This window comes from Lysinibacillus sp. NPDC056220, from assembly GCF_049315265.1.
Classification (GTDB): Bacteria; Bacillota; Bacilli; order Bacillales_A; family Planococcaceae; genus Lysinibacillus; species Lysinibacillus pinottii.
Genome location: NZ_JBMOXD010000003.1, coordinates 557,920 through 582,573, shown reverse-complemented (window position 1 = coordinate 582,573; position 24,654 = coordinate 557,920). Strand labels below are relative to the sequence as shown.

Annotated in this window: 26 protein-coding genes; 21 read left to right on the top strand and 5 right to left on the bottom strand. The window is 38.6% G+C overall.

Features of this window, described 5'->3' with window-relative positions; all coding sequences use genetic code 11:
• Positions 1–6: 6 nt before the first annotated feature.
• The gene (nhaC, locus tag ACOZBY_RS13145; RefSeq protein ID WP_422762458.1) at positions 7–1,389 is read right to left on the bottom strand and encodes a Na+/H+ antiporter NhaC; all 1,383 of its coding nucleotides are present in this window, start codon (positions 1,387–1,389) and stop codon (positions 7–9) included.
• A 539-nt stretch (positions 1,390–1,928) separates the two neighbouring features.
• On the opposite strand from nhaC, the gene ACOZBY_RS13140 reads away from it, so the two are divergent.
• The 6 genes from ACOZBY_RS13140 (at position 1,929) to ACOZBY_RS13115 (ending at position 7,220) form a co-directional block, all read left to right on the top strand.
• Positions 1,929–2,549, top strand: a complete 621-nt coding sequence (locus ACOZBY_RS13140; protein ID WP_031419734.1) for a DUF47 domain-containing protein — start codon at positions 1,929–1,931, stop codon at positions 2,547–2,549.
• Positions 2,550–2,564: 15 nt separating this feature from the next.
• Positions 2,565–3,581 carry an inorganic phosphate transporter gene (locus ACOZBY_RS13135; RefSeq protein ID WP_012294007.1) on the top strand — a complete coding sequence of 339 codons (1,017 nt, stop codon included), beginning with the start codon at positions 2,565–2,567 and terminating at the stop codon, positions 3,579–3,581.
• A gap of 194 nt (positions 3,582–3,775) precedes the next feature.
• Positions 3,776–4,474, top strand: coding sequence for a response regulator transcription factor (locus tag ACOZBY_RS13130; protein ID WP_031419736.1), 699 nt, complete (start codon positions 3,776–3,778; stop codon positions 4,472–4,474).
• The gene (locus ACOZBY_RS13125; protein WP_207889842.1) at positions 4,471–5,922 is read left to right on the top strand and encodes a HAMP domain-containing sensor histidine kinase; all 1,452 of its coding nucleotides are present in this window, start codon (positions 4,471–4,473) and stop codon (positions 5,920–5,922) included. The genes ACOZBY_RS13130 and ACOZBY_RS13125 overlap by 4 nt, the downstream gene beginning before the upstream one ends.
• Positions 5,919–6,989 carry a LolA family protein gene (locus ACOZBY_RS13120; RefSeq protein ID WP_422762457.1) on the top strand — a complete coding sequence of 357 codons (1,071 nt, stop codon included), beginning with the start codon at positions 5,919–5,921 and terminating at the stop codon, positions 6,987–6,989. Before ACOZBY_RS13125 ends, ACOZBY_RS13120 begins: the two co-directional genes overlap by 4 nt.
• 9 nt (positions 6,990–6,998) lie before the next feature.
• Entirely contained in the window at positions 6,999–7,220 is a 222-nt protein-coding gene (locus ACOZBY_RS13115; protein WP_012294012.1) for a hypothetical protein, read from the top strand.
• Positions 7,221–7,355: 135 nt separating this feature from the next.
• Here ACOZBY_RS13115 and ACOZBY_RS13110 read toward each other — a convergent pair whose 3' ends face one another.
• Positions 7,356–7,709, bottom strand: a complete 354-nt coding sequence (locus tag ACOZBY_RS13110; protein WP_422762456.1) for a DUF4260 domain-containing protein — start codon at positions 7,707–7,709, stop codon at positions 7,356–7,358.
• On the bottom strand, positions 7,696–8,136 hold the full coding sequence (locus ACOZBY_RS13105; protein WP_031419742.1) for a MerR family transcriptional regulator: 441 nt from the start codon (positions 8,134–8,136) through the stop codon (positions 7,696–7,698). The genes ACOZBY_RS13110 and ACOZBY_RS13105 overlap by 14 nt, the downstream gene beginning before the upstream one ends.
• A gap of 452 nt (positions 8,137–8,588) precedes the next feature.
• On the opposite strand from ACOZBY_RS13105, the gene ACOZBY_RS13100 reads away from it, so the two are divergent.
• Positions 8,589–10,037 carry a tetratricopeptide repeat-containing diguanylate cyclase gene (locus ACOZBY_RS13100; protein WP_036161350.1) on the top strand — a complete coding sequence of 483 codons (1,449 nt, stop codon included), beginning with the start codon at positions 8,589–8,591 and terminating at the stop codon, positions 10,035–10,037.
• Positions 10,038–10,083: 46 nt separating this feature from the next.
• Here ACOZBY_RS13100 and ACOZBY_RS13095 read toward each other — a convergent pair whose 3' ends face one another.
• Positions 10,084–10,638 (bottom strand): GNAT family N-acetyltransferase, encoded by a 555-nt coding sequence (locus ACOZBY_RS13095; protein ID WP_012294016.1) that lies wholly within the window; start codon positions 10,636–10,638, stop codon positions 10,084–10,086.
• 168 nt (positions 10,639–10,806) lie between these two features.
• Between ACOZBY_RS13095 and ACOZBY_RS13090 the strand changes: the two genes are divergently transcribed.
• The 9 genes from ACOZBY_RS13090 (at position 10,807) to ACOZBY_RS13050 (ending at position 19,038) form a co-directional block, all read left to right on the top strand.
• Positions 10,807–11,277, top strand: a complete 471-nt coding sequence (locus ACOZBY_RS13090; RefSeq protein ID WP_031419745.1) for a DUF2975 domain-containing protein — start codon at positions 10,807–10,809, stop codon at positions 11,275–11,277.
• A gap of 10 nt (positions 11,278–11,287) precedes the next feature.
• A complete protein-coding gene (locus tag ACOZBY_RS13085; RefSeq protein ID WP_031419746.1) occupies positions 11,288–11,500 on the top strand; it encodes a helix-turn-helix domain-containing protein in 213 nt (70 codons plus the stop codon).
• A gap of 182 nt (positions 11,501–11,682) precedes the next feature.
• Positions 11,683–12,336 (top strand): TetR/AcrR family transcriptional regulator, encoded by a 654-nt coding sequence (locus ACOZBY_RS13080; RefSeq protein ID WP_197150763.1) that lies wholly within the window; start codon positions 11,683–11,685, stop codon positions 12,334–12,336.
• Between the two features lie 37 nt (positions 12,337–12,373).
• A complete protein-coding gene (locus tag ACOZBY_RS13075) occupies positions 12,374–14,692 on the top strand; it encodes an ABC transporter permease (RefSeq protein ID WP_422762455.1) in 2,319 nt (772 codons plus the stop codon).
• A 3-nt stretch (positions 14,693–14,695) separates the two neighbouring features.
• On the top strand, positions 14,696–15,454 hold the full coding sequence (locus ACOZBY_RS13070) for an ABC transporter ATP-binding protein (protein WP_036161355.1): 759 nt from the start codon (positions 14,696–14,698) through the stop codon (positions 15,452–15,454).
• A gap of 124 nt (positions 15,455–15,578) precedes the next feature.
• The gene (locus ACOZBY_RS13065) at positions 15,579–16,097 is read left to right on the top strand and encodes a sigma-70 family RNA polymerase sigma factor (RefSeq protein WP_422762454.1); all 519 of its coding nucleotides are present in this window, start codon (positions 15,579–15,581) and stop codon (positions 16,095–16,097) included.
• Positions 16,084–16,746: a TIGR04104 family putative zinc finger protein gene (locus ACOZBY_RS13060; protein WP_031419754.1), complete on the top strand. Its 663-nt coding sequence runs from the start codon at positions 16,084–16,086 to the stop codon at positions 16,744–16,746. The genes ACOZBY_RS13065 and ACOZBY_RS13060 overlap by 14 nt, the downstream gene beginning before the upstream one ends.
• Before the next feature lie 147 nt (positions 16,747–16,893).
• Positions 16,894–17,445 (top strand): biotin transporter BioY, encoded by a 552-nt coding sequence (locus ACOZBY_RS13055; RefSeq protein ID WP_422762453.1) that lies wholly within the window; start codon positions 16,894–16,896, stop codon positions 17,443–17,445.
• A gap of 18 nt (positions 17,446–17,463) precedes the next feature.
• The gene (locus ACOZBY_RS13050) at positions 17,464–19,038 is read left to right on the top strand and encodes an amidohydrolase (protein WP_197224982.1); all 1,575 of its coding nucleotides are present in this window, start codon (positions 17,464–17,466) and stop codon (positions 19,036–19,038) included.
• 22 nt (positions 19,039–19,060) lie between these two features.
• Here the strand turns inward: ACOZBY_RS13050 and ACOZBY_RS13045 are convergent, their stop codons facing one another.
• Positions 19,061–19,270, bottom strand: a complete 210-nt coding sequence (locus ACOZBY_RS13045; protein WP_012294026.1) for a hypothetical protein — start codon at positions 19,268–19,270, stop codon at positions 19,061–19,063.
• A gap of 221 nt (positions 19,271–19,491) precedes the next feature.
• Between ACOZBY_RS13045 and ACOZBY_RS13040 the strand changes: the two genes are divergently transcribed.
• From ACOZBY_RS13040 to ACOZBY_RS13020, 5 genes are all read left to right on the top strand, one after another.
• Entirely contained in the window at positions 19,492–21,264 is a 1,773-nt protein-coding gene (locus ACOZBY_RS13040) for a glycerophosphoryl diester phosphodiesterase membrane domain-containing protein (protein ID WP_031419757.1), read from the top strand.
• A gap of 116 nt (positions 21,265–21,380) precedes the next feature.
• Positions 21,381–22,331: a stalk domain-containing protein gene (locus ACOZBY_RS13035; protein WP_031419759.1), complete on the top strand. Its 951-nt coding sequence runs from the start codon at positions 21,381–21,383 to the stop codon at positions 22,329–22,331.
• A 110-nt stretch (positions 22,332–22,441) separates the two neighbouring features.
• Entirely contained in the window at positions 22,442–22,975 is a 534-nt protein-coding gene (locus tag ACOZBY_RS13030) for a cysteine hydrolase family protein (RefSeq protein WP_012294029.1), read from the top strand.
• Complete coding sequence (locus tag ACOZBY_RS13025) at positions 22,965–23,510, top strand: GNAT family N-acetyltransferase (RefSeq protein WP_012294030.1); 546 nt, start codon at positions 22,965–22,967, stop codon at positions 23,508–23,510. Before ACOZBY_RS13030 ends, ACOZBY_RS13025 begins: the two co-directional genes overlap by 11 nt.
• A gap of 22 nt (positions 23,511–23,532) precedes the next feature.
• On the top strand, positions 23,533–24,414 hold the full coding sequence (locus ACOZBY_RS13020) for a DMT family transporter (protein ID WP_036166330.1): 882 nt from the start codon (positions 23,533–23,535) through the stop codon (positions 24,412–24,414).
• Positions 24,415–24,654: the final 240 nt, after the last annotated feature.

Sequence of the window (24,654 nt, the reverse complement as noted above, 5' to 3'; positions counted from 1 at the left end):
CTTTTGTTATTGCTCAAGCTTTGTTAATGTTTTGCCACTCCAGCCAAAAATAACGGTTAGAATCGGGCCGAGTAAACAGAAGAAGGTGAAAGGTAGATAATCCAGTGTGGAAATTCCAAGGACACTTGTGATGAAAATACCACAGACACTCCAAGGGACAAGTGGATTGACAACCGTTCCAGCATCCTCCATGACACGAGATAGGTTTTTAGGAGCTAGGCCAACCTTCGCAAATTGAGCTTTAAATGCTTCACCAGTTAACAGGATAGATAAATACTGCTCACCGATTAATGTATTGATGCCAATGCCAGTAATCGCCGCGCCTGTAATAACTGAGCCAGCACTTTTTAATAAGCTTTCAACCTTGGCTAAAATACTTTGTATGATACCAAGTGTGAACAAGAGGCCACCCATTGTTAAGGCCAGTAGTACAAGTGCAATAGTAAATAGCATGCTATTCATGCCACCGCGTGTCAGTAAGGCATCTACATCCTTATTACCAGAGTGAGAGACATAGCCATCAAATAAAATTTTGAAGACGTCTGAAGCAGATAGGGGGTCCAGTGTATAAGATAAACCCACTCCAAGAATTGAGACAACCGCTAATGTAATAACGGCAGGAGCTTTATAGAATGTCATAATAACAAGGACAACTATTGGCAATAATGTATACCAATGAATAAGTCCTGTAGACAGCAATCCTTCTTTAAATTGCTCAACCGTATCAAAAGATGTTGCTTCACCTGTTGGTGATAAAATGGCGTATAGTACGAATGAAATCAGGAAAGCAGGGATTGTTGTCCAGCCCATATTTTTAATATGTTCAAATAGATCTACACCGACTGTTCCTGAAGCAAGATTGGTTGTATCGGATAAGGGTGACATTTTATCACCAAAAAAGGCGCCAGAAACAATTGCACCAGCAGTTATTGTTAACGAAATGTCCATGGCACCTGCGATACCCATAAATGCCACACCGACAGTTGCCACGGTTGTTAACGAACTACCAACAGAAATACCTACAATGCTACAAATTAAAAAAACGATGGCAAAGAAAAAGTTTGGTGAAACGGTTAAAAAACCATAGTAGATGAGCGTTGGGATTGTTCCACCCATAATCCAGCTCGAAATTAAAATACCAATAAAGAAGAAAATGAAAACAGCGCCCAATCCAGCACTAGCACCAGCAATCATCCCACCTTCTAAATCGCGAAAGGAAACTCTTTTTAACAATCCATAGGCTAGTAAAAGTGAAATAACCAGAAATATTGGGATATGGGGTGTTGCTTTTAAATACCCAATACTAAAAGCCATTGTGGCAATAATTAAAAGTATAACGAAGCTTGCCTCAATAAATCGAGGGTTGCTTTTAGCTTCAATTCGAAACATATGTAACCTCCTACTAAATACTTCTTCGCTTCAATGCGGTGAAGCCCAAAAGTATTATAGCACGCTAATATTTTTTGTCAATTGACAGAAAATTGAAGAATTCCTTTAAGTTATACAAAATTGTTGTTTTTTATTTTATGTATAAGCAACAACGAGGACGAGCATAACAAATAGGAAAGGTTACATGTTTCGACATTCTTTAGGTAAAAAATAACAGAGGAATATTTATTTAGAATGTAAATCTTGTTTACAATTCCTTAACATTTCAAGTGGTAAACAAATAGAAGGGAAAAAGTAAATTTCAAGTATTTTTATAAAAATAACAGAAAAAACGCTCATATTTAAAGAAAAATAGTGATTTTTATTATTTGATTTCCAACGTTTTCAACTTGGAAACTGCCCTGAAAATAAATGTGGCAAATTTTATATTACAGTTTTGTAAAATCAACACGTAAGTGTTTAAAATTTTGTAGAATTGTGTAAATGTTTTGTTATGATGGTTCAGATATTGATAATTTTTATTTTACAGGAGGAACAAGATGTTCAACTCAAACAAGCAAGATCCTTTTTTTCAGTCCTTATTAAAAATCGCTAAAAATGTGAATGAGGGAATTTATTATGCTCATAATGCCCATATTCAAGATATAGATGCGTTAAAAGAAATTGCCGATACAATGAAAGAATATGAAACAAGCGGCGATAAATTAATTCATGAGCTCATCGTTATGCTTAATAAATCATTTATGACACCAATTGAGCGAGAAGATATTTTAGCTTTAGCGAATAAATTGGATGATGTGATTGATGGAATGGAAGGCTGTATTGCCCACTTCAATATGTACAATTTAACGGAAGTAACGGAGCCAATGCGTCAATTCCTAACATATATTTCGAAGAGTACAGATGAAATGGTACAAGCCATGGAGCTATTAAATAATAAAAAGCTTGTTGAGATGCGTAAACATGCTATTCAAATTAAAGATAACGAACGTGAATGTGATGAAATCTTCCGTTCCTCAATGAAGCAGTTATTTATTCAAGAAAAAGATCCAATGCGCCTCATTGTTTTCAAGGATATTTATGAGCAATTCGAGGATATTGCTGATAGCTGCCAAACAGTGGCAAACACAATTGAAACAATAATTATGCGTAACGCATAAGATGGAGTGTAACAAATGGATACAATATTACTCATTACCATATTAGTCGTTATATTTGCATTAGTATTCGACTTTATAAATGGCTTCCATGATACAGCGAATGCTATTGCAACATCTGTATCAACCCGTGCGTTAAAACCACGTACAGCGGTTTACATGGCTGCAGTTATGAACTTCGTCGGAGCCATTACATTTGTTGGAGTAGCAAAAGCCTTAACAAAAGACATTGTGGACCCGTTTAGCTTAAATGCTTTTGATGGCGATATCACGGGTTCTGTCGTTATTTTAGCAGCTCTATTATCTGCTATCACATGGAATTTACTTACATGGTATTTTGGAATTCCGTCAAGTTCTTCCCATACATTAATTGGGTCAGTAGCAGGTGCCGCTATTGCAGCAGCAGGATTCAATATTTTGAACTATGCAGGGTTTATTAAAATTTTACAAGCACTGATTTTCTCACCATTATTAGCATTTGCCGCTGGTTTCCTAATGATGACCCTATTGAAGGTCATCTTTAAAGATATGAATTTATACCGTACAAATAAAGGCTTCCGTACCATGCAAATCGGGACAGCTGCCCTACAATCATTTACACATGGAACGAACGATGCGCAAAAAGCAATGGGGATTATAACACTTGCTTTAATCGCAGGAGGATTACACACAGGTGACGATATCCCTTTCTGGGTGCGCTTTGCAGCAGCTACAGCAATGGGTCTTGGTACCTCAGTAGGTGGATATAAAATCATCAAAACGGTGGGCGGTAAAATTATGAAGATTCGCCCAGTGAATGGCGTCGCAGCCGACTTAGCATCGGCTTCCATTATCTTTGGTGCGACATTAATTCACTTACCGGTATCCACAACACATGTTATTTCTTCATCTATCATGGGTGTAGGAACAGCACATCGTGTCAAAGGCGTTAAATGGGGAATGGCCCGTAAAATCGTAACAACTTGGGTCATCACTATGCCAATCTCTGCAGTAATGGCAGCATTAATTTACTATATTTTAAGTTTATTTTTCTAGTTTGACGAGGAGAATGCACAACGACTGTGCATTCTTTTTTTGTTTTGGGAAGAAGGATAGCTCCGCATAGTAGAAATGGACAATCCTAATCATTTGTGCAAAATAAGAATTCGTTCTAAGTTAATTATAAAGAAAGTGTAAAGTTCAGGGAAAATCACTTTTTCCGTAGTAAGGTTTAAGCAGGAGGAGAACTGATGAAGGTAAAGTTATTACTGATTGAGGATGATGCTGCAATTGGTCGCATTGTCAAAGATACACTGGAGCAAGAGGGCTATCAAGTGACGTGGGCAACTACGGGTCTTGAAGGGCTGGAAGATTTTCAGAAGCAACCATTTGATTTAGTGTTAGTTGACTGGATGCTACCAGAAATGGATGGTCTTACGGTTTGTCAAAATATACGCTGGGAAAGTGATGTCCCCATCCTCATGATGAGTGCTCGTAAGGAAGAAGCGGATAAAGTGGAGGGCTTGCAAGGAGCGGATGATTATATCGCGAAACCGTTTAGTTTGGAGGAATTAAAGGCTCGTGTGGCATCGCATCTTAGACGCTGGAGACGCTATAACAAGCAAGACGAAGTAGAAGAGCAAACTGCCTATGCAAATGGATTAATCATTGATTGGAAACGGGAAATAGTGAGCATTAATGAGCAAGAAATCGCATTAACCCAAAAAGAATTTGCTCTTGTCAAGCTACTAGCAAAAAATCCGAGTCAAACCTTTACGAAGAAGGAACTGTATCAGTATATTTGGCAGCAGGCAACGTTAGAGGACACTCATACTGTTACAGTACATATTAAGGCACTAAGAGAAAAGCTAAAAGATTCAGTGAAACATCCATATTTTATTCAAACTGTATGGGGCAAGGGTTATCGTTTTATTGGTGAACCGCTATGAAAATAAAATCTTGGTTACTTATCACTTTTTTTATTGTTATGGTGTTGCCCATATCTGGTGCTTATAGTCTGTATGTGTGGATAAATGCTTATTATCAAGATAAAAATGTTGCGGAATACTTTGACAAGTGGACAGAGCTAAATCAGGTAAAAGCAATCGTTGACAATCCAGCACTATATCAAAAACAGGCAAATTTAGAAGAAATAGAAGAGCTGACCAATGAGCAGTTGGCGATTACACTTTACACGAAATCTGGTTTTGTCTTATATTCCTCTAACCCGTTAAAATCGGGCTATGTATGGAAAGAGCGCATGTTTAAAGGTTTATATGAGTTACAACAATCATACAACGCCTTTACCTACAAGGAACCAGTATATCGCAATGGGGACTTGTTAGGCATCTATGAAATTCAATTAATAAGAACTGATTGGGTGAAAGGCGTGGAGAAGCGTTCATGGCTTGTCATTACAGGCTCTATCTTGCTGTTTCTAGTGATTTATATAGGGGTCATTTTGTTGCTTAATCGAAAACTTAATCGACCATTACGAGAATTGATGCATCAAATGCGGAATTTTGCCAAAGGTGAGCATATAGAATCTAATTTAAGTACAAGGAAAGATGAGATTGGTTCACTCGCTCAAACATTTGTGGCGATGCAACATGAAATTGAAAAGACCCGAGCTTCCTTAAAAGTAGAACAACAGCAAAAGGAAATGATGATTGCAAGTATCTCCCACGATTTAAAAACGCCTCTTACGGCTATTCAAGCCTATGCGGAATCCTTACTAAACAATGGCTTATCACAACAGCAGCAAGCAGACTATCAGCGGGTTATCATCACGAAGGCTGATCGAATGAAGCATATGCTAGAAGATTTATTAATGTTTACATTACTCCAATCTACGAGCTATGAATTAGAGCTGGTAGACGTAGATGGGGAAGAATTTTTTGAGATGGCTTTGTCAGACTATGAACCGTTATGTGAGGAACAGGGGTTTACATTAGAAGTGTTCTGTGATGTAGATGGGCTATATGCTGTGCATCCTAAACAACTTCAACGTGTAATTGATAATTTATTGAGCAATGCTTGGCGCTATGGTGAGATCGGCACATCTATTGGTTTAGCAGCGGTTAAAGCTGGAAGTGTTCCGGAATGGGGGTTTGATTTCCTTAAGCCAGCTTTGACGAAGCAAGAGGGTATGTATATGATTGTGCAAAATAGCGGACAGGGCTTGCCACAAAAGGACATTGTAAAATTATTCGAGCCCATGTATCAAGCGGACCATGCCAGATCAAAGGCTGGAGAACGAGGCACGGGACTTGGCTTAAATATTACGAAACAAATTATTGAAAAACATGGTGGTACGGTAGAGCTGCTTTCTCGTGAGAACATTGGAACAGCTGTTGTCTGCTGGCTTCCACCTAATAAAGGAGTAGACGAACTATGAGTTGGAAAAATTCATGCCGAGCAGCAGGCTTAATCGCTGTCATGACATTTAGTTTAGTAGGCTGTAATACCGAGGCATCGTATTCACCCCAGGAAATTATTGAGCAGACGCTCCAAGAATCGAAGCAACCGCTTACCTATTATGGCGAATATACGTTAGATATGGGAGAGCTAGGGGGCAAAGCTCAGGTAAAAGAATGGGTCAAGGATAAGTATAGACGTATAGAAATGAAAGGTGACAATGGTGAACATGTCATCACGGTCAAAACTGAATCTGAGCTGATAAGCTATGATGTCACGGAACATACAGCCTTTAAAATGGCGTATCCACAAGGCGAACTTGACGGGCTACGATCGCCTAGGGAAGAGGTACAGCTTGTTTTTAATTTGGTTAAAGATACACATGAGATTAAGATAGCAGGCGAAGAGAAGGTCGCTGGGAGAGACACATATAAAATTGTAGCAAAAACTAAAAAAACCGAATCACTATTTGGGGATATAGAAGCATGGATTGACAAAAAAACATGGCTGATGTTAAAAATGAAGTCAGATAATGCAGGTAATCAAATAATCACCGAATACTCAAAAATAAATGTTGATGAAAAAATAGATGATCAACAATTTATACTTGATCTACCAGAGGATGTAACGATCCAAGAAATTAGCGGTGAAGATACTTCAGCATTAATTTCATGGGACGAAGCAAAGCAACAACTAGGAAAGTTTTTAATGGTTCCGCAAGAAAATGCCCTTTCTATAGATAAAATTTCAATGGTTAAAGGATTAGAGGATCGACCAGAATATTCCTTTGACTTTGGATTAGATGGGCAGCCAGCGTTTTTCATCACTATTTTTAAAGCGGATGAGAGTATGAGTGAAATTGGTCCCATCTTAAATGAAAAAGAGATGGATATTCGAGGACAAAAAGGAACGGTTATGGATGATAAAAATTTCCGTTCGATTGCTTGGCAAGAAAACGGCTATCAATATAGTATCGTTGGCGAAAATCCAGAGTTAACGATTGAGGATCTTATAAGCTATGCACAACAAATGGAAATTGTACAATGAGGTGATGCTATGAAAAGAGCACATGGGATGAAATGTCTTGCATTGTTTTTATTTACAACTATTTTTTTATACGGGGTAGGGGATACCTATCAAGTGTCTTGGCTACAATTTCATTTTACGGGTCGATACGATGAAGTAGGCTTTTATTTCAGCTTTACTTCACTTATTCCGATATTGATTGGATTATTGATGGTAGGGCTATATGAATCACTTTTAAAACGATTAATATAAAAAGTGAAAGGCAGGATCTCAGATGAGGATCCTGCTTTTTATAGTAGGAGTACGCTATTGTTTTATCGTTGACCACCTTTTTTTATGGTTTTGCTCAACCATTGATATTCCTTTATTCAGGCTTCTTCTTATTCATTAAGCAATCTGCTGTAAATGTGTTTTCGTAAAGGCTTCCTCATATTTTAAACCGTAACCGAGTGCTCGATCTAAGAAAATATGTGCTAGCCAAATCAAGGCAACCATTAGAAGTATTGGCGTAGATAGCGTAAAGCCGATTACGAGAAGTAAGGCCGGTATGACAAAGCTATGTCCAATATTATAGAAAAGGGCCCCCATTTTTGAATTGATCATATATCCGAGCATCGTGATATCAGGTAAAAGTAAAAATATCATAAATGATAGCCATGAAAAATCTAAGTGCCCATAAAAAAAGATAGTCATGATCAAGGCGATGACATATTCTAGAGAGAGAATTTTACGTAGTTTCATTGTGACCACGACCTTCCTGTAAGTTTTGGTACATATCTTCCATTAGTAAGTTAATTTTTTCTTGGTTGTTCTGAAATTGTCCGTCAGCCATTAATGCTTTGGTTAGCTGTAAGGAATGTAGTGCGTGCTGATAAAAGTACATGAGCTGTTCAATATGGGCAATCTTTGCAGAAAATAGCTGTACGGTTGCTTCATTACATTCCGTGGATATAGGTTTCTGTTCGAGTGTCAGTAAAAAATTAATTTCTTGTAAGCTAAAGCCAAGCTGGCGTAGGACGAGAATAAATTTCATGGTCTGTTCACATGTGCCATCATACACACGGTAGCCATTGTTTAACTTCTGCGGATGTAAAAGTCCTTCTTTTTCGTAATAGCGGACTGTATCGGTGGATAATCCAAACTTCTCAGCAAATTGTTTAATTTTCATAAAAGCACCTCCTACAATCATCCTAACATTGGAGTAAGCTCCAAGGTCAATACACTTTAAGAAAAAATTTGATACGGTTAGGGGGAGGGGGGCGTATTAAAATATAGAAGGGCTATTGGAGGTTTACTTTATCTCCAAAAGAGAGGAAGTGGAGAAGTTAAATTTACCTCTGCAAAGGCCAAGAAATTAAAAGAATTATTGGGTATTGAAGAATCTTAACAAGTCTCTGTGAAAGAGGCTTGTTTTTTGGTTGCGAGAAAATTATAGTGAAAGTACCATGTTAAATTTACCAGTAAAATATAAAAATAGTAACATAGTAAAATATACACAATCACTCATTTGTCTAGTATTAATTGCTTAATTTTGTAAAAACAAATGAGTCCAAAGAATTGTAATATTTTATTCGTGCAGGTAGTATTAAAGATGTAAGGGTGAAAATAAGGGGGAGCGGTATGAACGTACAAGAATTTGAAGAATTATGGATTACGCTCAATGAATTATATAACGCGGATCGTTTTTTAGAATATATAGAAATAAGTAGTGCCGCAGTCGAAAGTGCCATTAAGCTTGGAATGTATGATAAGGCCATCCTTCTATTACGTTATAGCTGTGCCAGTTATTTTCAAACTGGTGATTTACAGCTATCGATTAGTGTACTTGAACAATATCGAGAGCTGACTTTTCAACATGGTAATGATATTGATCTTATTCAATATTATAATATAGCTGCCATTTATTGGGGGACTTTTGGTCACTTAAAGAAATCTGAAGAGCTGATGTTAAAGGGATTAAAAATTGCTGAATCTATTCAACATGTGGAGAGCCTGGGGAAAATTTATAATAATCTAAGCGATTTGGAAATATCAATGGGCAATTATCGCACAGCCAAGGAATTCGCCTTAAAAAGTCTTTATTACTCAAATGCGTTTGAAGTGCAGCATAAAGAACCTTATACAGGAATTATGTATCCAAAAACAAACCTAGCAGTAGCACTTATATGGCTGGAAGAGTTTGATGAGGCTAATGTACTATTACAAGAATTATTAGCAACAATTCATAACCCACCCTATTCAAAAGTACAATTAGAGGTCTTCAATGCATATGCTGTTCTTTGTGAACGACAAGGACGCGTAAGTGAGGCTATTGATTTATATCAAAAGACTAAACATTATGCTTTGCAAAACAATGACCTGTCCTTGCTCCAAATCATCTATAATTCATTAGTGAAGCTAATTGAGGATCAAGGGAATAAAATTGTTTTATGTGCTGTTCAGAAGGAATATATTAATATTTTGTTAGAAATCCAACGTGAAAATTACTCTCATGTATTATTTGAAATGGAGTACAATGATCATAAAAAGCAATTTGAAAAAAATGCTTATTTTGATCCGCTAACGAATATTTACAATCGACGTTATTTTGATGAAAATGCCAAAAGGATGCTCGAAAAAGCAGCTGAAAGCAATCAGCAACTAGCGTTGATGATGGTGGATTTAGACCATTTTAAAGAAATCAATGATATGAATGGCCATTTATTTGGAGACGATGCGCTAACGAATACTGCTAAAACATTACAAGATTATTTTCAACCCTTTGAAGCTATCGTTGCTCGCTTTGGGGGAGACGAGTTTATCATTCTCAGTCAAGTAAAAGAGGGGGAAACGGTGCAAACATTGGCCGACAACCTCTATCAAACCTTAACGGCTTTGTCACTCACGGTAAATGGCGAAACGGTTCAATTGGAATTTAGTATCGGAGTTAGTACGAATCATTTTGGCAAAATCAAGAAAGTGGAAGAGCTGATTCAGCATGCGGATGAAGCACTTTACAAGTCAAAGCGTAATGGACGTAACCAAATTACACACTATAATCATTATTGTGATGTGGGAAATGGTATTTAAAGAGAAAGAGGCATGACTTTATAGTAGGTGCCTCTTTTAAATACGTTTACAAGCTGCTGTCAGGATTAATAATGCCGTAAAATACGATATCTTCAAAAGTACCATTTTTAAAAACATGAGATTTTAACGTTCCCTCATAGCACATGCCACACTTCTCCATGATTTTGCCAGAGGCGGGATTAGATAGAAAATACTGCGCGAAGACACGATGATACTGTTTTTCTTTAAAGGCAAATTCAATGATGGCACGAGCAGCTTCTGTTCCATAGCCATTCCCCCAATACGGTTCCCCAATCCAATAAGCCATTTCTCCATTTCGATGCTGTTGTCGATTGGATAGCCCGATAGCCCCATATAAATGTCCGCTTTGTTTGTCCGTTATAGCAAATTCATATAGTTTCTCTTGTTCAAAATTTTGTAGATGGTTGGAAATCCATGACAAAGCACAATCTAACGTATAAGGATAGGGCAAATTTAACGTGCTCTTGTAAAGGGCAAAATTGTTACATAACAAACTTACTTCAGGTGCATCAGCCTCTGTAAAAAGTCGGAGCATGAGACGCTCTGTTTCGATTGTTTTGTCTGTTGCTTGGTAAAACATTGAATTACCCCCTTCAAAAATGGTAAAACAGATTATAACACAATTAAATAGAAGGAATAAACTACATAATGGAAATTAATGATTTCTTGAAATTAGATAAAAATTTATTGAAAAACGATAAATGTTATGGTAAATTGAACAAGATAATAAATAAAAGAGGTGCGTAATATGAAACGAGAAACGCTCTTTTTAAAGATCGCTGTTTTTCTAATGGGATTGCCGGTTTTTGCTTTATGTATATGGGTGGTGCCACGTGTTGCTTTAGATACAGCTCAGCATTCTCCAATCTTAACCATTGTTGCATTACTTGGCGTCTATGCAACGGCAATTGCTTATTTTGTTGCTCTATATACAACAATCAAGCTGCTAAGCTATATTGATCAAAACATTGCTTTTTCAGAGCTGTCAGTGAAAGCTTTAATTAATATTAAATATTGTGCAATTATCATTAGTAGTGTTTACGTGGTGGGGATGCCACTGATATACTATGCTGCAGAAGTAGACGATGCCCCTGGTCTTATACTTATTGGAATGGTTATTATTTGTGCTTCTTTTGTGGTTGCAGTTTTTGCTGCTGTTCTTCAAAAGCTACTAGAAAATGCCATCGATATCAAATCAGAAAATGATTTAACGGTTTGAGGTGAATACTATGGCGATGATTATCAATATTGATGTCATGTTGGCGAAACGGAAAATGAGTGTAACTGAACTTTCAGAGAAGGTTGGCATCACGATGGCGAATCTTTCTATTTTGAAAAATGGCAAAGCGAAAGCAATTCGCTTTTCAACATTAGAGGCGATTTGTGAGGCGTTAGAATGTCAGCCTGGGGATATTTTAGAATATAAACGGAACGAAGGATAAAGACTGTAGTTCAAAGCCGTCGAGAGAATAAGTCTCGATGGCTTTTGTCATTTTTTCACACGGGTCATCCGTATTTACTTAGAATAAAAAAATGTAGTAAATATTGCCAAAAGAATATAGTTATGCTACGATAAAGCTAAGATAAATCGACAGTCAGTCGGTCTATTGAGAGGAGTGTTTGGATGAGGGAAATGAAAAAAGCAGAGGAACGGAGAAATGAAATTTTAGATGCAGCAGATGAGCTGTTTACGCAGAAGGGGTTCGATGGCACTAGCACCAATAATATTCTTGAAAAAGTTGGGATTGCCCGCGGTACGCTATATTACCATTTTAAATCCAAGGAAGATATTATGGATGCCCTCATCGAACGATATACCGAAACCATGTTAACGAAAGCAAGGGCAGTTGCAGTGGACAACAGTATTGCGGTGAATGAGCGCATATTAAGGGTTGTGATGGCATTAAATATGCAGAATGAAAATGAAAATGGTCAGGAAATTATGGACCACATTCATAAGCCGCAAAATGCATTAATGCATCGAAAAATACAGCAGGTAGTCATGAATCAAGTGCCGCCATTATTGACGGACATCATCCGTGAGGGTATTGAGCAAGGGATTTATCATACACCGTACCCATACGAATGTATGGAGATGATTGTCGCTTATACAAATACCGTCTTCGATGATGACTTGGTATTGTTGTCAGATGAAGAGCGGGCCGCTCGTATCCCACCATTTATCTTCAATGTGGAGCGAATGCTTGGCGTGGAAACCGGTAGTTTGTTGTACATGATGAAAATGTTTAGTCATGCAGGGCAAGGCGAGACGAAATAAATGGATGAGGGTCTTAATACTGACAAAGGGGTGACCTATGTATTTCAAAATTGTACGGAATGATATAGCGAATAGTAAGGTGATTACATGTTTGACAACATTATTTGTGGCAGGTGCGGCTATGCTTGTTACGCTTTCGGCCGTTCTTATTGTTCATTTATCCACTTCCATTGATACATTATTAAAGCAAGCGGAAACATCTCATTTTCTTCAAATGCATTCGGGTACTATCGATCAAGAGCGTCTCATTCATTTTGCGGAGCGCAATGAGCAGGTGGATGAATTTCAGATAAATGAATTTCTCAATGTAGATGGTGCCAAGATAAACATTGCAGGCAACACACTTGCACAAAATGTACAGGACAATGGGTTTACCACCCAAAGTGAGAAGTTTGATTTTTTACTAGACCTTGATGGCCGTGTGATTGAAGTGGAAAAAGGAGATATTTACGTACCTGTAGGCTATATGAGGGACGGCACAGCCAAGCTTGGTGATACAGTAATGATCCATAATAAGCCATTTACAGTTGCAGGTTTTTTAAGGGATTCACAAATGAATTCTATGCTAGCGTCGTCTAAACGATTTCTCGTTAGTGAAGAGGACTATGCAGCCATTAAGGCAGTTGGCACTATTGAATATTTAATAGAGTTTCGTTTGAAAGATTTGGCTGATTTGAGAAGCTTTGAAGAGGCCTATCAACGTGCAGATTTAGAAGCGAACGGACCTACGATTACGTGGCCACTCTTTAAAATGCTAAATGCCCTATCAGATGGTTTGATGATCGCTGTTATTTTATTAATCAGCGTGCTAGTGGTGGTCATTGCATTGATGTGTATCCGTTTTACATTGCTAACTAAAATGGAAGAGGATTATCGTGAAATTGGTGTAATGAAGGCAATTGGTTTACGGGTTGCCGATATACAGAAAATGTATCTTGCAAAATACGGTGTGATAGCGGCCTTGGGCTGTGTACTTGGCTTTACCTTTTCATTTATGGTAAGGGATATTCTTTTAGCAAATATCCGTCTTTATATGGGGGATACAGCCAATACGGCACTTATCTGGCTGTTCACCATTATAGGTCTTGTGCTAGTATTTGCTTCCATTCTGATTTATGTACAATTTGTTTTGAAACAGTTTCGTAAGCTTTCGGCTGTTCAGGCTATCCGATTTGGAGCGGTGCAAAGTAAAGCAAGACATGCGAGGTGGCTAAAAATTAGCACCAATAAAAGGCTTCCTATCAATCTCTTTTTGGGCGTGAAGGATGTACTATCCCGTAAAAGATTATATGCCACGATGCTTACTGTCTTACTATTAGCAACATTTATCATTATTGTACCTCAAAATTTATACAATACCATTTCCTCCAAAAAATTTATCACGTATATGGGGATTGGCAATAGTGACATCCGCATAGATATCCCACAAGGGGACCAACATATTCAGCATGTAACAGATGTGCTCGAAACGCTAGAGCGTGATAAAGATATTACGAATTATACGGTTCTGACGACAAAAAAATTTACAACAATGACAGATGACGGAGTGGAAGAGAGTCTAAAAATAGAGTTGGGCGACCATACCGTTTTCCCAGTAGAATATGCGCAAGGTAGGGCGCCGGTAGCCCAGGATGAAATGGCCCTTTCTGTTCTTAATGCGGAGGAGCTTCACAAAAAAGTGGGTGATACTATTATCCTTATCGTCCAAGGTGAAATGAAAAGTTTAACAGTGAGTGGCATTTATTCAGATATTACCAATGGTGGGAAAACAGCGAAGGCAGCATTCTTAGATGATTCTACAGATAGTATGTGGAACGTATTTTATGGAACGTTGTCTAATCAATCGGAAGTCGAAAAAAAGGTTACGGAGTATGCAGATAGATTTCATTTTGCCAAGGTTTCAGGCATCGAGGAATATATTTATCAAACATTCGGAACGACCATCAGTGCTATTAAGAAAGTTTCAAGTGTAGCACTTGTAGGAGCTCTCCTTATGTGTGTGCTGATGACAGTGTTGTTTATGAAAATGCTTATCGCAAAGGATCGATCTCCCATTGCTATCTTGAAATCGATGGGCTTTACAAACGTAGATATTTCCATACAATATGCGGCACGTTCAGTTGTTGTCTTGATGCTGGCCATTACTGTGGGGACAGTTCTCGCTAACACATTAGGAGAATTCCTGACATCCACGATCATTGCATCATTCGGTGCAGCTTCATTTAATTTTATCATTAATCCACTATCTGCCTATGTTTTTTGCCCGTTAGCTCTCCTAAGTGTCGTACTCCTAGCAACACTTATTGGTACTTTTAAGGCGGGACAGTTAAAAATAATGGATCATATAAAGGAGTAGAATATGAAAAAGCTTTTGAGTGGTGAACAAATAGCCAAGTCATTTCAGGTCGGAACTGAACGACATGAGGTTTTAAAGTCTATATCTATTGATGTATATGAAGGCGAGTTCGTTTCAATTATGGGCCCTTCTGGTTGCGGTAAATCAACCTTACTATACGCTCTTAGTGGGATGGACAGCATTGATCAAGGACTGGTTTCTTTTGATGGAGTCGATGTAACAACACTCCATGACAAGGAGCTAGCTGAACTTCGTCGAACGAGGATGGGTTTTGTGTTTCAGCAGCCAACCTTTCTTAAAAGTTTAAATATCCTTGATAATATATTGTTACCAGCAGTACGTGATCAGCGAAAGAATATCGTAGCTTTAACGGAAAAAGCACAGAGCATCATGAAAAAAGTAGGGATTGAGGACTTAGCAACGCGTGATATTACGCAAGTTTCAGGTGGCCAGCTTCAGCGGGCAGGCATTTGTCGTGCTTTAATTAGTAGTCCATCGATGATTTTTGGTGATGAACCAACGGGCGCATTAAATTCAACGACTGCCCAGGAAATTATGGATATTCTAGCCTCCATCAATCAAGAAGGTACAACGGTTATGCTTGTGACACATGATCCGAAAATTGCTGCACGAACCGAGCGTATTCTCTTTATGAGTGATGGTTCTATTATCAGTGAATTGCGTTTACCACGATTCAAGGGTATTGATTTGGATGATAGAATGGCAAAAGTTGCAACCATGATGCGAGAAATGGGTATTTAATAGATGAATTCAAAAAATCCGCAATGACTTGGAGTAGCTATTGCGGATTTTTTTATTTTTTTTAGAAAAAATGAATCGCTTTAGCAATGGCGTCCGTCAGTAGTATAGAAAGTAGGTGAGAGCAATGATGGATATTGAACAAGTAATCGAGGAGCATGGGGATTACTTACTAAAGGTCGCCTATTTATACGTGAAAAATAAAGCGACAGCGGAAGATATTGTGCAGGATGTGTTCATCGCCTTTTATCAAAAGCAGGAACAATTTCGCCAGCAAGCATCATTGCGTACATATTTAGTAAAAATGACAGTAAACCGGAGCCATGATTATTTACGGAGCTGGAAAAGTAAACGACTGACATTATTTGAAAAGATTATGAGTCGTACAACGGCAATAACGCCGGAGATAGAAATGCTCGAGAAGTCTGTTAAAAAAGAGCTGACAGAGGCGTTATTTACGTTATCAGTAGCCTATCGCGAGGTTTTAGTTTTGTATTATTTTGAGGAGATGACAACTGTGGAAATTGCACAGCTTGTACGATGTCCAGAAGCAACAATTCGTACAAGGTTACAACGAGCGCGTAAACAGCTGGCAACAGCAATGGGAGACTTTGATTGGGAGGTGCTACGTCATGAATCAATTTAAAGAAGGGCTATTAAAGGAACTACAAGATGTGAAATTCTCTCAGAAACGTAAACAACTAATCGCAGAAAAGGCTCGACGAAAGGAAAAACATCAAGTAGGTCATCAATGGACGTATCGTATCGTACTGGCAACCTTTACGGTATTGGTCATTGGTTTTAGTTATCTTTTAACAGAGCAAAAGGAACAGCATTCCACAGGTCACCAAGCAGCAACTATTCAGTCGGATGCCTGGAGTTGGTGGTCACTATTCAATTCGGATTATGTGCGAGGAATGTTGTTGTTGGGCTTTTTTGTCGGTGCCGCTTTTATTGTCAAGCGTGTATTAATAAAAAAAGGATACGGTCTTCCTATTTGTATTGAATGCGGGGAGAGCTGGTCTGCAAAAGGCGCGCGCAAATTGTATCGCAAAAATGGAGAAATTGTGTGTCCTCATTGTGGCCAAAAACAGTATCGCACGAAAAAATCTATGCAATTAGGGGGGATGCTTTCTATGCCAATACCACTAATCATTTTGTTGCAACATGTGTTCCATAATTACTACATCGGTTTTATTTTCTTCCTAGTAGGGGTGATTATTTTTCTTTATCAAATCGTACCATATGTATTTAAGCTACAAGATAAGGATTCTATGAATGAACCTTTATGGTAATCATCATATCGAAGGGGAAATTGCGAAGTTCATCTAGCAATTTCTTTTTTATACTAAAATACATTGACAACCGTTTTCATTTGCATTATCTTTGTGTTAACTTATTTTTATTATTAGTTAACGTATAGCAAAGGGAGGCTTTTTACATTGAAAAAAGGAAGTACATATCAATATGTGTTAGCGGCATTTGGGGCAGCGATTATTACTGTTTTGGCACAGGTGACTATTCCACTACCTCTAATTCCAATTACAGGACAAACTTTAGCAGTTGGCATCGTCGTCACTATTTTAGGGACAAGATTAGGGACATTATCTGTTCTTTTATATATGTTGTTAGGGGCAGCTGGTTTACCTGTGTTTAGTGGGATGTCTGGGGGACTAGGAATTTTGGTTGGGCCGACAGGGGGATATATTGTAGGATTCCTTGCCACAGCAATTATTATGGGCTTATACTTAGATAAATTTGGTATTTCATTTACCCAAGCGATTATTGCAAATATCATAGGGATGATTATTACCTTATCATTTGGTACAGTTTGGTTAAAAATTGTAGCAGACTATACGTGGACAGCTGCCTTTATGGGCGGTGTGGCACCATTTATCGTAGTAGGAATCGTTAAAGCGGTGCTTGCAGCATGGATAGGTGTCATTGTCCGTCGCCGCTTAGAAAGAGCACATTTAATTGAAGCAATAGCGTAGGACATAGGGGGAATTGTTTTGGCAACATTATGGACAGGTGGAAAGATTTACACGATGGCTCAGGTTGATGAAACAGTAGAAGCAGTCCTTGAAGAAGATGGGAAAATTGTGGCGACAGGCTCTGTAGAGAGCTTGTCGCCACTAGCTACTTCTACTCGACATTTACAAGGCAATGTGATGTATCCAGGTTTTGTGGATAGTCATTTACATATTATTGGTTACGGGGAAAAACTGAAGCATATTGATGTATCGGCGATAACGAGTAAAGAGGCGTTACTAGCAAAGCTTCAAGAACGTATGTCCAAGGCATCGTCCAATGAATGGGTCATAGCGATTGGATTAAATGAAAACCAATTTGAAGAGCCCATTTTTCCTACTTTAGCGGAGCTGGATGCGCTTGGTGAAGCTTATTTAATCATAAAACGTAGCTGTCACCATTTAATTTTAGCTAATTCTAAGGCACTTGCATTTGCAGGGATTACCAATGCTACGCCTTCACCAGAGGGGGGAATCATTGAAAAAATAGATGGTCAGCTCACGGGCGTATTAAAGGATGCGGCATTATATTTAGTGGTTAATCATATGCCCCATATTACACCTGCGTATATTGAGGATGCCTTGGTAAAAGCTGTGGCCTCATTACAAGCATATGGTTTAGTGGGTGGTCATTCGGAGGATTTAAGCTATTACGGGCCGCCAAACCAACCCATTCAAGCTTACCGTAAAATAGTGGAATCACAGCATTCATTCAAGGTTCATTTATTGCAGCATCATACGGTTTTTGAGGAGGTCGAAAAATTGGATACTACATCCTCGCCTTTCTTGGAGTTTGGTGCTATGAAAATCTTTATTGATGGGGCCTTTGGAGGAAGAACCGCAGCGCTACGTCAACCATACAGCGATGACCCACATAATACAGGAATGCTTATACATACGACAGAGCAATTAACGAAGTATGTTCAGTTGGCTCGTCAATCTGGACAAACTGTCGCTGTCCATGCAATCGGTGATTTAGCCATCGAACTGATTGTAGATATTTTTGCGGCATATCCACCACAGGCCGGTCAGCTTGATCGTGTGATCCATTGTAGCTTGGTCGATGATGACATTTTAACTAAATTAGCTAAATTGCCTGTTGCTATCGATATGCAGCCGCAATTTGTTCAGGGAGAATATGACGCTGAGCTATCGAAGCTTGGTGAGGAGCGCGTTCAAGGTTTACACCCTTTAAAGTCACTTCTTGACCATGGGCTTGTAGTTGCTGGTGGTAGTGACGCACCGATTGAAGTACCGAATCCATTAATGGGAATCTATGCGGCTGTCACAAGGTGCAATGTGGGAGAAAAACATGATGGCTACAATCCTAAGGAGAAAATTTCTCGTTTTGAAGCAGTCCATTTGTATACAGGAGGAGCGGCTGAAATAATTGGTCAGCAGCACACTCGTGGTAAAATCGCAGCAGGCTATTCAGCTGATTTTACGATTTTAAAAGAGGATATTTTCACTGTGGATATAGAGCAACTACCTCAAATTGACGTATTTTGTACCGTGGTAGATGGGAAGATTGTATATGAAAATCGCTGCGAAGGGTAACCTTGCAGCGATTTTTTTGAAGCTATTTTCTATTTACAATATGATGTATTTGTTGTTCTAAGGTTGTCACACGTTTTGTTAAGTCCTCTACTTGCTGTTGCATGGTTGGTGGAGGAGGCACAGGAATCGTTGCTTTCATTTTTTTGATCATACGAATCATCCCGAAAAAGATTGCTAAAAACAGGCCTAAAAGAACCGTTGTACTAATCATATCGCCAATGTCGAATTTCATGTTTGCGCTCCTTTCTCTACAGGGTATCTAGTTATATACAGGATGGCTTCGAGAAAAGTTTCAAGAAAATGGAGAACGTCACGATAAATACACAAATATTTTTTCTACAAGTTGCATAGGATACTTGAACAAATTGCTATTTTATTGCTTTGAGTACTGTGTCATGGCGGTCAAAACATACGTTAGAAGAGAGCGATTTTAACTGTAACAGGGGTGATTATGTGCACAAGGCAGGACAAGTAATGCGACAGGCTGTTAATAATATTTATATTTATCGATTAGACTATGTACAGGTTTTCGCATTAATTAGAGTCTTTCAGTTTTTATTAATGATCCCTGTAAGTACTATGCTGTTAAAGCTCATGCTACGAGTAACAGGATATACACATATAACCGAGCAAAATTGGCAAAGCTTTATGGCACATCCTTTTGTCATAATGATGATTTGTCTATTAATCTTGTTGTTCTTATTATTTGTTTATTATGAAATGGGCTTTCTATTTTTAATGGCCTTTCATCAACAAAGAGGAATGCGCTATCGATTTTTTTCTTTATGGCAGCAGCTAAATCGGAAGGTTGTTTATTTTTTTAGTGTCCAAGTCCTATTTTTAATCGTCTATCTTGCTCTATTAATGCCACTTGCTTCTTTTATGCTACCACTCACCTTAACCCAATCCATCTCACTTCCACATTTTTTAACAGAAGAAATCATGAGTAGTCGAACTGGTAGATTAGCATATGCAGCAGTGGCAAGTATTTTAGTAATGATCGGTATTCGGAGTATTTTAACGTTACCTATCTTTACAATCCAGCCAAAGATTTCTATTTTACGTTCTTTCAAGCAAAGCTGGCGATTTTCCAAAAAAGGTTTATTGGAGCTTTTAGCCCTATTGGTTATGCTTTTAACAGGTCATCTATTCGTCATGCTCAGTATAACAGTAATTAGCACACTTCCACTTTATTTTATGGAGCGCTTATTACCAAGTGCCGCATTGATAACAGCAGGGGTAACGCTCGCCTTTCTAGAAATGGTGTTTGTGGTGCTCTTTAGTTTATTACAGGCCATGTTTTCACAAGTTATGGTTGCCATCACCTACAATACACCTATCCTAGGGAAAATCAACAGGTCTGCTAAACAAAGAAAACGACGCTATAAACCTTTACTGCTCATTAGCCTTGTTGTTTTTGTTGTCTTAAGTATGATGAATATTAATTCGTTAGAGAAAAGCGTCTATGCACCCGATACTAAAATTATTGCCCATCGAGGCTATGTGGCGGGCAATGTGGAAAATACGATTAGCGGGCTAGTGAGCGCAGCAAATGCCGGAGCAGACCTCATTGAAATTGATATTCAGCAAACAGTGGATGGCGAATTTGTTGTATTCCATGATCGTACTTTGAGGCGATTGGCAGGGAAAAATGGAGTCATTGCTAATATGACCTTACGTGAATTAAAAACATTAACGATTCATCAAAATGGCTATAGCGATAAAATTGCTTCTTTAGAGGACTGTATCGAAATTGCTAAAGCTTTAGACGTCGCGTTACTAATTGAGTTAAAGGTACATGGCAAGGAAACGGAAGATGTGTTGCCCAAATTAGTAGAAAAGCTACGAAAATACAAAGTACTGGATTCGTATTATGTGCAATCTGTAGATGGGCAGAAAATGACTCAATTAAAAAAAATAGTGCCGAATTTAAGAGTGGGTATTGTCTATGCACTTAATATCGGCCCAATGGAAGAAAGTGTGGATTTCATTGCCTTAGAGGAGTCATGGGTAACTGAGCAGCTTATTGAAGAGCTGAAGCAAAACCCGATGGATTTATTTGTTTGGACGCTGAATGATGACCGTTCCTTACAAACCTTTATCGAGAAAAATGTGAGCGGCGTCATTACCGATCATCCTGATGTTGCCCGCGATTTAAGGACAAAGCAAAGCGAACATCAATATTTTTTACAACGGATCCTTAACCGATTGAAATTTATATTTTAAGTATGGAATGCGATACCTGCCCAACGGCTTTTAAAAAAATCTGGCCATATTGTAACCTTTTTCATATGAACACGACTACTTCTATGAATTCGTGAAATAAAGGAGATGCTTTTTATATGAAAATGACGAAAGTCGTACCATTTGCTATGACAGCACTATTAGTAGGGAGCGCGATGGGCGTTCCAACTGCATCAGCGAGCGAGGCTGAGACTGTAGTACCTGTTTCAGAAACTATTGAACAACAAGCTCAGCCAGTTTTTATTAAAGTAACTGGGAAAGTTGAAAATGTAGAGGTCCGTGAGAACGCAACCTACTATACAGTAGTAGAAGGTGAACAGACGAATATAGTGGTTGTCGATAAAGATTCATTCGTGTTCGACAACATGGGAAAAGAAGTGAAGCTTCAAAAAGGGGATAAGGTGTCAGCTTACTCTTATGCGAAAAAGCCTATGCTTGCTATTTATCCACCACAATATAACCCAGAGGTTATTATTGTAGAAAAAGATAATATGGGCAGTGTGGAAGTCGATTACTTCGATAAAAACTTAATCGATACGGACAATTACTTGAAATTAAACGTTGGAGAAGACACAAAAATTGAAAGTGCTTCTGGAAAAAAACTAAAAGCAAGTGATTTAGAAGAACAGCACTTAGTTGTGTTCTACACAATCGCAACAATGAGTATTCCTGCTCAAACACCACCTTCAAAGGTTATCGTGTTGGATACTATTGAGAAGGAAGAGCCAGTTGAGGTGGACCCAGTGCCAACGCCTGAACCAACACCAGATCACGCTGCCATTGAAGAGATTATGCAAAAAGATTTTTATGAGGTAGAAGGGACGAAAATGGTTCCTTTACGATTAATTGTAGAAAAGCTTGGCTTTGACGTAGAAGTAACGCCTAAAGGTGCCATCATTTCTAAAGGTGCTGTTTCCTACACAATTACTCGTGGCCAAAAAGAATATGGCTACAATAAAGCGCTTCGCCAATTTGACGTAGCACCTGCTTTATTAGAAAATGGTAAAACATATGTATCTGTAGAGTTCGTCAAAGAATTAATGAAATAAAGAGGATGAAGTATCTAGCAAATCGCTAGGTACTTCTTTTTTTTGTATTTTCTTCCCATGAAAAATTCAGTACAATAATTAAGAAAAAGTCGCCAATAAAGGAGAAACCTATGAAACAAGCTCTTATCATTATCGATATACAAGAAGCCTTCTTTTTAGATAACGAACAAAATCTATGGAATGACGAAACGATCATCAAGCATATTAATTCGTTAATCGCATGGGCACGCCACAATGAGGCACCTGTTATTTTTATTCAGCATACAGACGCCGAGGATGTGGATTTCGCTTATGGTCAGCCTGGGTGGGAGCTATACCACGGTCTTCATCGACAAGCGGAGGATAAGGTAATTCAAAAACCAACATGGGATGCCTTTTATCGAACTGAGCTTGCCGAATACTTGCAGGAGCAGCATATTGAGCAATTAATTTTTGCTGGTGCACAAACTGAGTTTTGCCTTGATACAACCATTCGTAGTGCTTTCAGTCATGGCTATCATCACAATATTTTAGTGAAGGAAGCCCACAGTACATTAGCTAATGATATTCTTGAAGCACCTCAAATTATTCAGCATCATGAATGTATCTGGCACAATCGATTTGTGCGAATTCAACCAGTTGCGGGGTTCCAGCATGTGGATTAATAAGAGAGACTATCCCTGTAAAGAATGGTCCTACACGGTTCGCTGTGCCGAATGGGATGATGCACAAGCCTTGTCAGACCTACGTTTACAATTAGATGGTGAAACGGAATACTTTGACCGAGCACAAGGGGAGGGATTCATTGACCGAGCAGGATTCGAGCAGCTCATCTCTAATGACCTAGCAAGCCCCAAAAATCTATGCTTAGTAGCGGTCGTTGATGATCAACTTGTAGGGTACTCAAGATGTGAGGGTTCTACATTCATAAGGCTTGCCCATAAGGTTATTTTTGGCGTAGGCGTTAGGAAGGATTTTTGGGGGTACGGCATTGGAAAAGCCCTGCTGCAAGTATCTATCGACTGGGCAGATGCAAATGGTATTCAGAAAATGGCACTAGAAGTGTTAGAATCTAATGACAAGGCCGTTCAGCTCTATCAAAAATGTGGCTTTGAAGTGGAAGGTATGCTAAAAAATGATAAGCGCCTTTCTGATGGACAATACTATCACACTATCCTGATGGGCAGATGGAAGGCATAGGGAAGTTGAAGGAATTTACAGTATGACAAATTTTATGTATCTATTTTGTTTAATCGTATGGGGTCTTAATTTTATTGCCGTAAAAATACAGGGGACCCCCGTTAGTTTAGAATTATCATTAACCTATCGTTTAGTCATAACAGCTCTATTATTTTTAATACTTGCTTGGTTGATGAAACCACAAGGCAAACCACAGAAGCAGGATGTCCCCTTTATCATTGTTTTTGGTGTTTGTAATTTTGCATTCAGTTATTTATGTTTGTATTACGCAACGATGCTCAGTTCAGCAGCCATTGTCACGTTAATTTTTTCATTAAAAGTGATATTAACGCCCATTGCTTTACGAATTTTTTTGAAAGAACCTTTGCACCGCCGTGTACTTCTTGGTGGTATTTTAGGCGTCATAGGAGTGGGTGTATTAATCTACCCAACTTTACATAGTTTTTCAGGGTTAGCTGATTTCAAAGGGATTTTTATTGCTTTTTTAGGGACACTACTGACAGCAATCGGTGATGCTAGCTCTGCCAGAAATGCGAAGCGCCACATTGACCCGGTTTATGCCAATGCGATTGGCTTTGCCGTTGGGAGTTTGGTCATGTGTGGAATTGTCTGGATGGCAGGACAAAAAATAATGATTCCAACATCCATAACCTATTTATCAGCATTGCTGTATTTAACGGTAATCGCCTCGTTTCTCGCCTGGCTATTTTATTTAAAGCTAGTCGAAAGGATTGGAGGAGCGAAGAGTGGCTATATGGTCGCCTTATTTCCTGTCATAGGCGGCATTGCCTCTGTCCTGATTGGTGAATCTACAGTAAGCATCTATTTGATCGTGGGCTGTCTATCCAGTTGTATCGGAGCGGCGATTGCCTTAGGTTTTAAAATTAAGCCTATTTTACGATGAACGAAAACCCTTATCCTTTCATAAACTAGATAAGAACGTTTGAAAAGGGTGAGGGAGTTGGCATTCGTTCCGAGAAGCACAGAAAAAGATCAGGATCATTGGGATATCGATCGTTGGGAAAATGATGGTGGCAGTAGTTTAGGGGGGAAAGGGAGGCAAATTTGTCTCCCTACAAATAGTTGAAACCTTTTTCATCTCTGTTCGTATGAATTAGTAGAGACAGATTTGATTTGAAAAGGG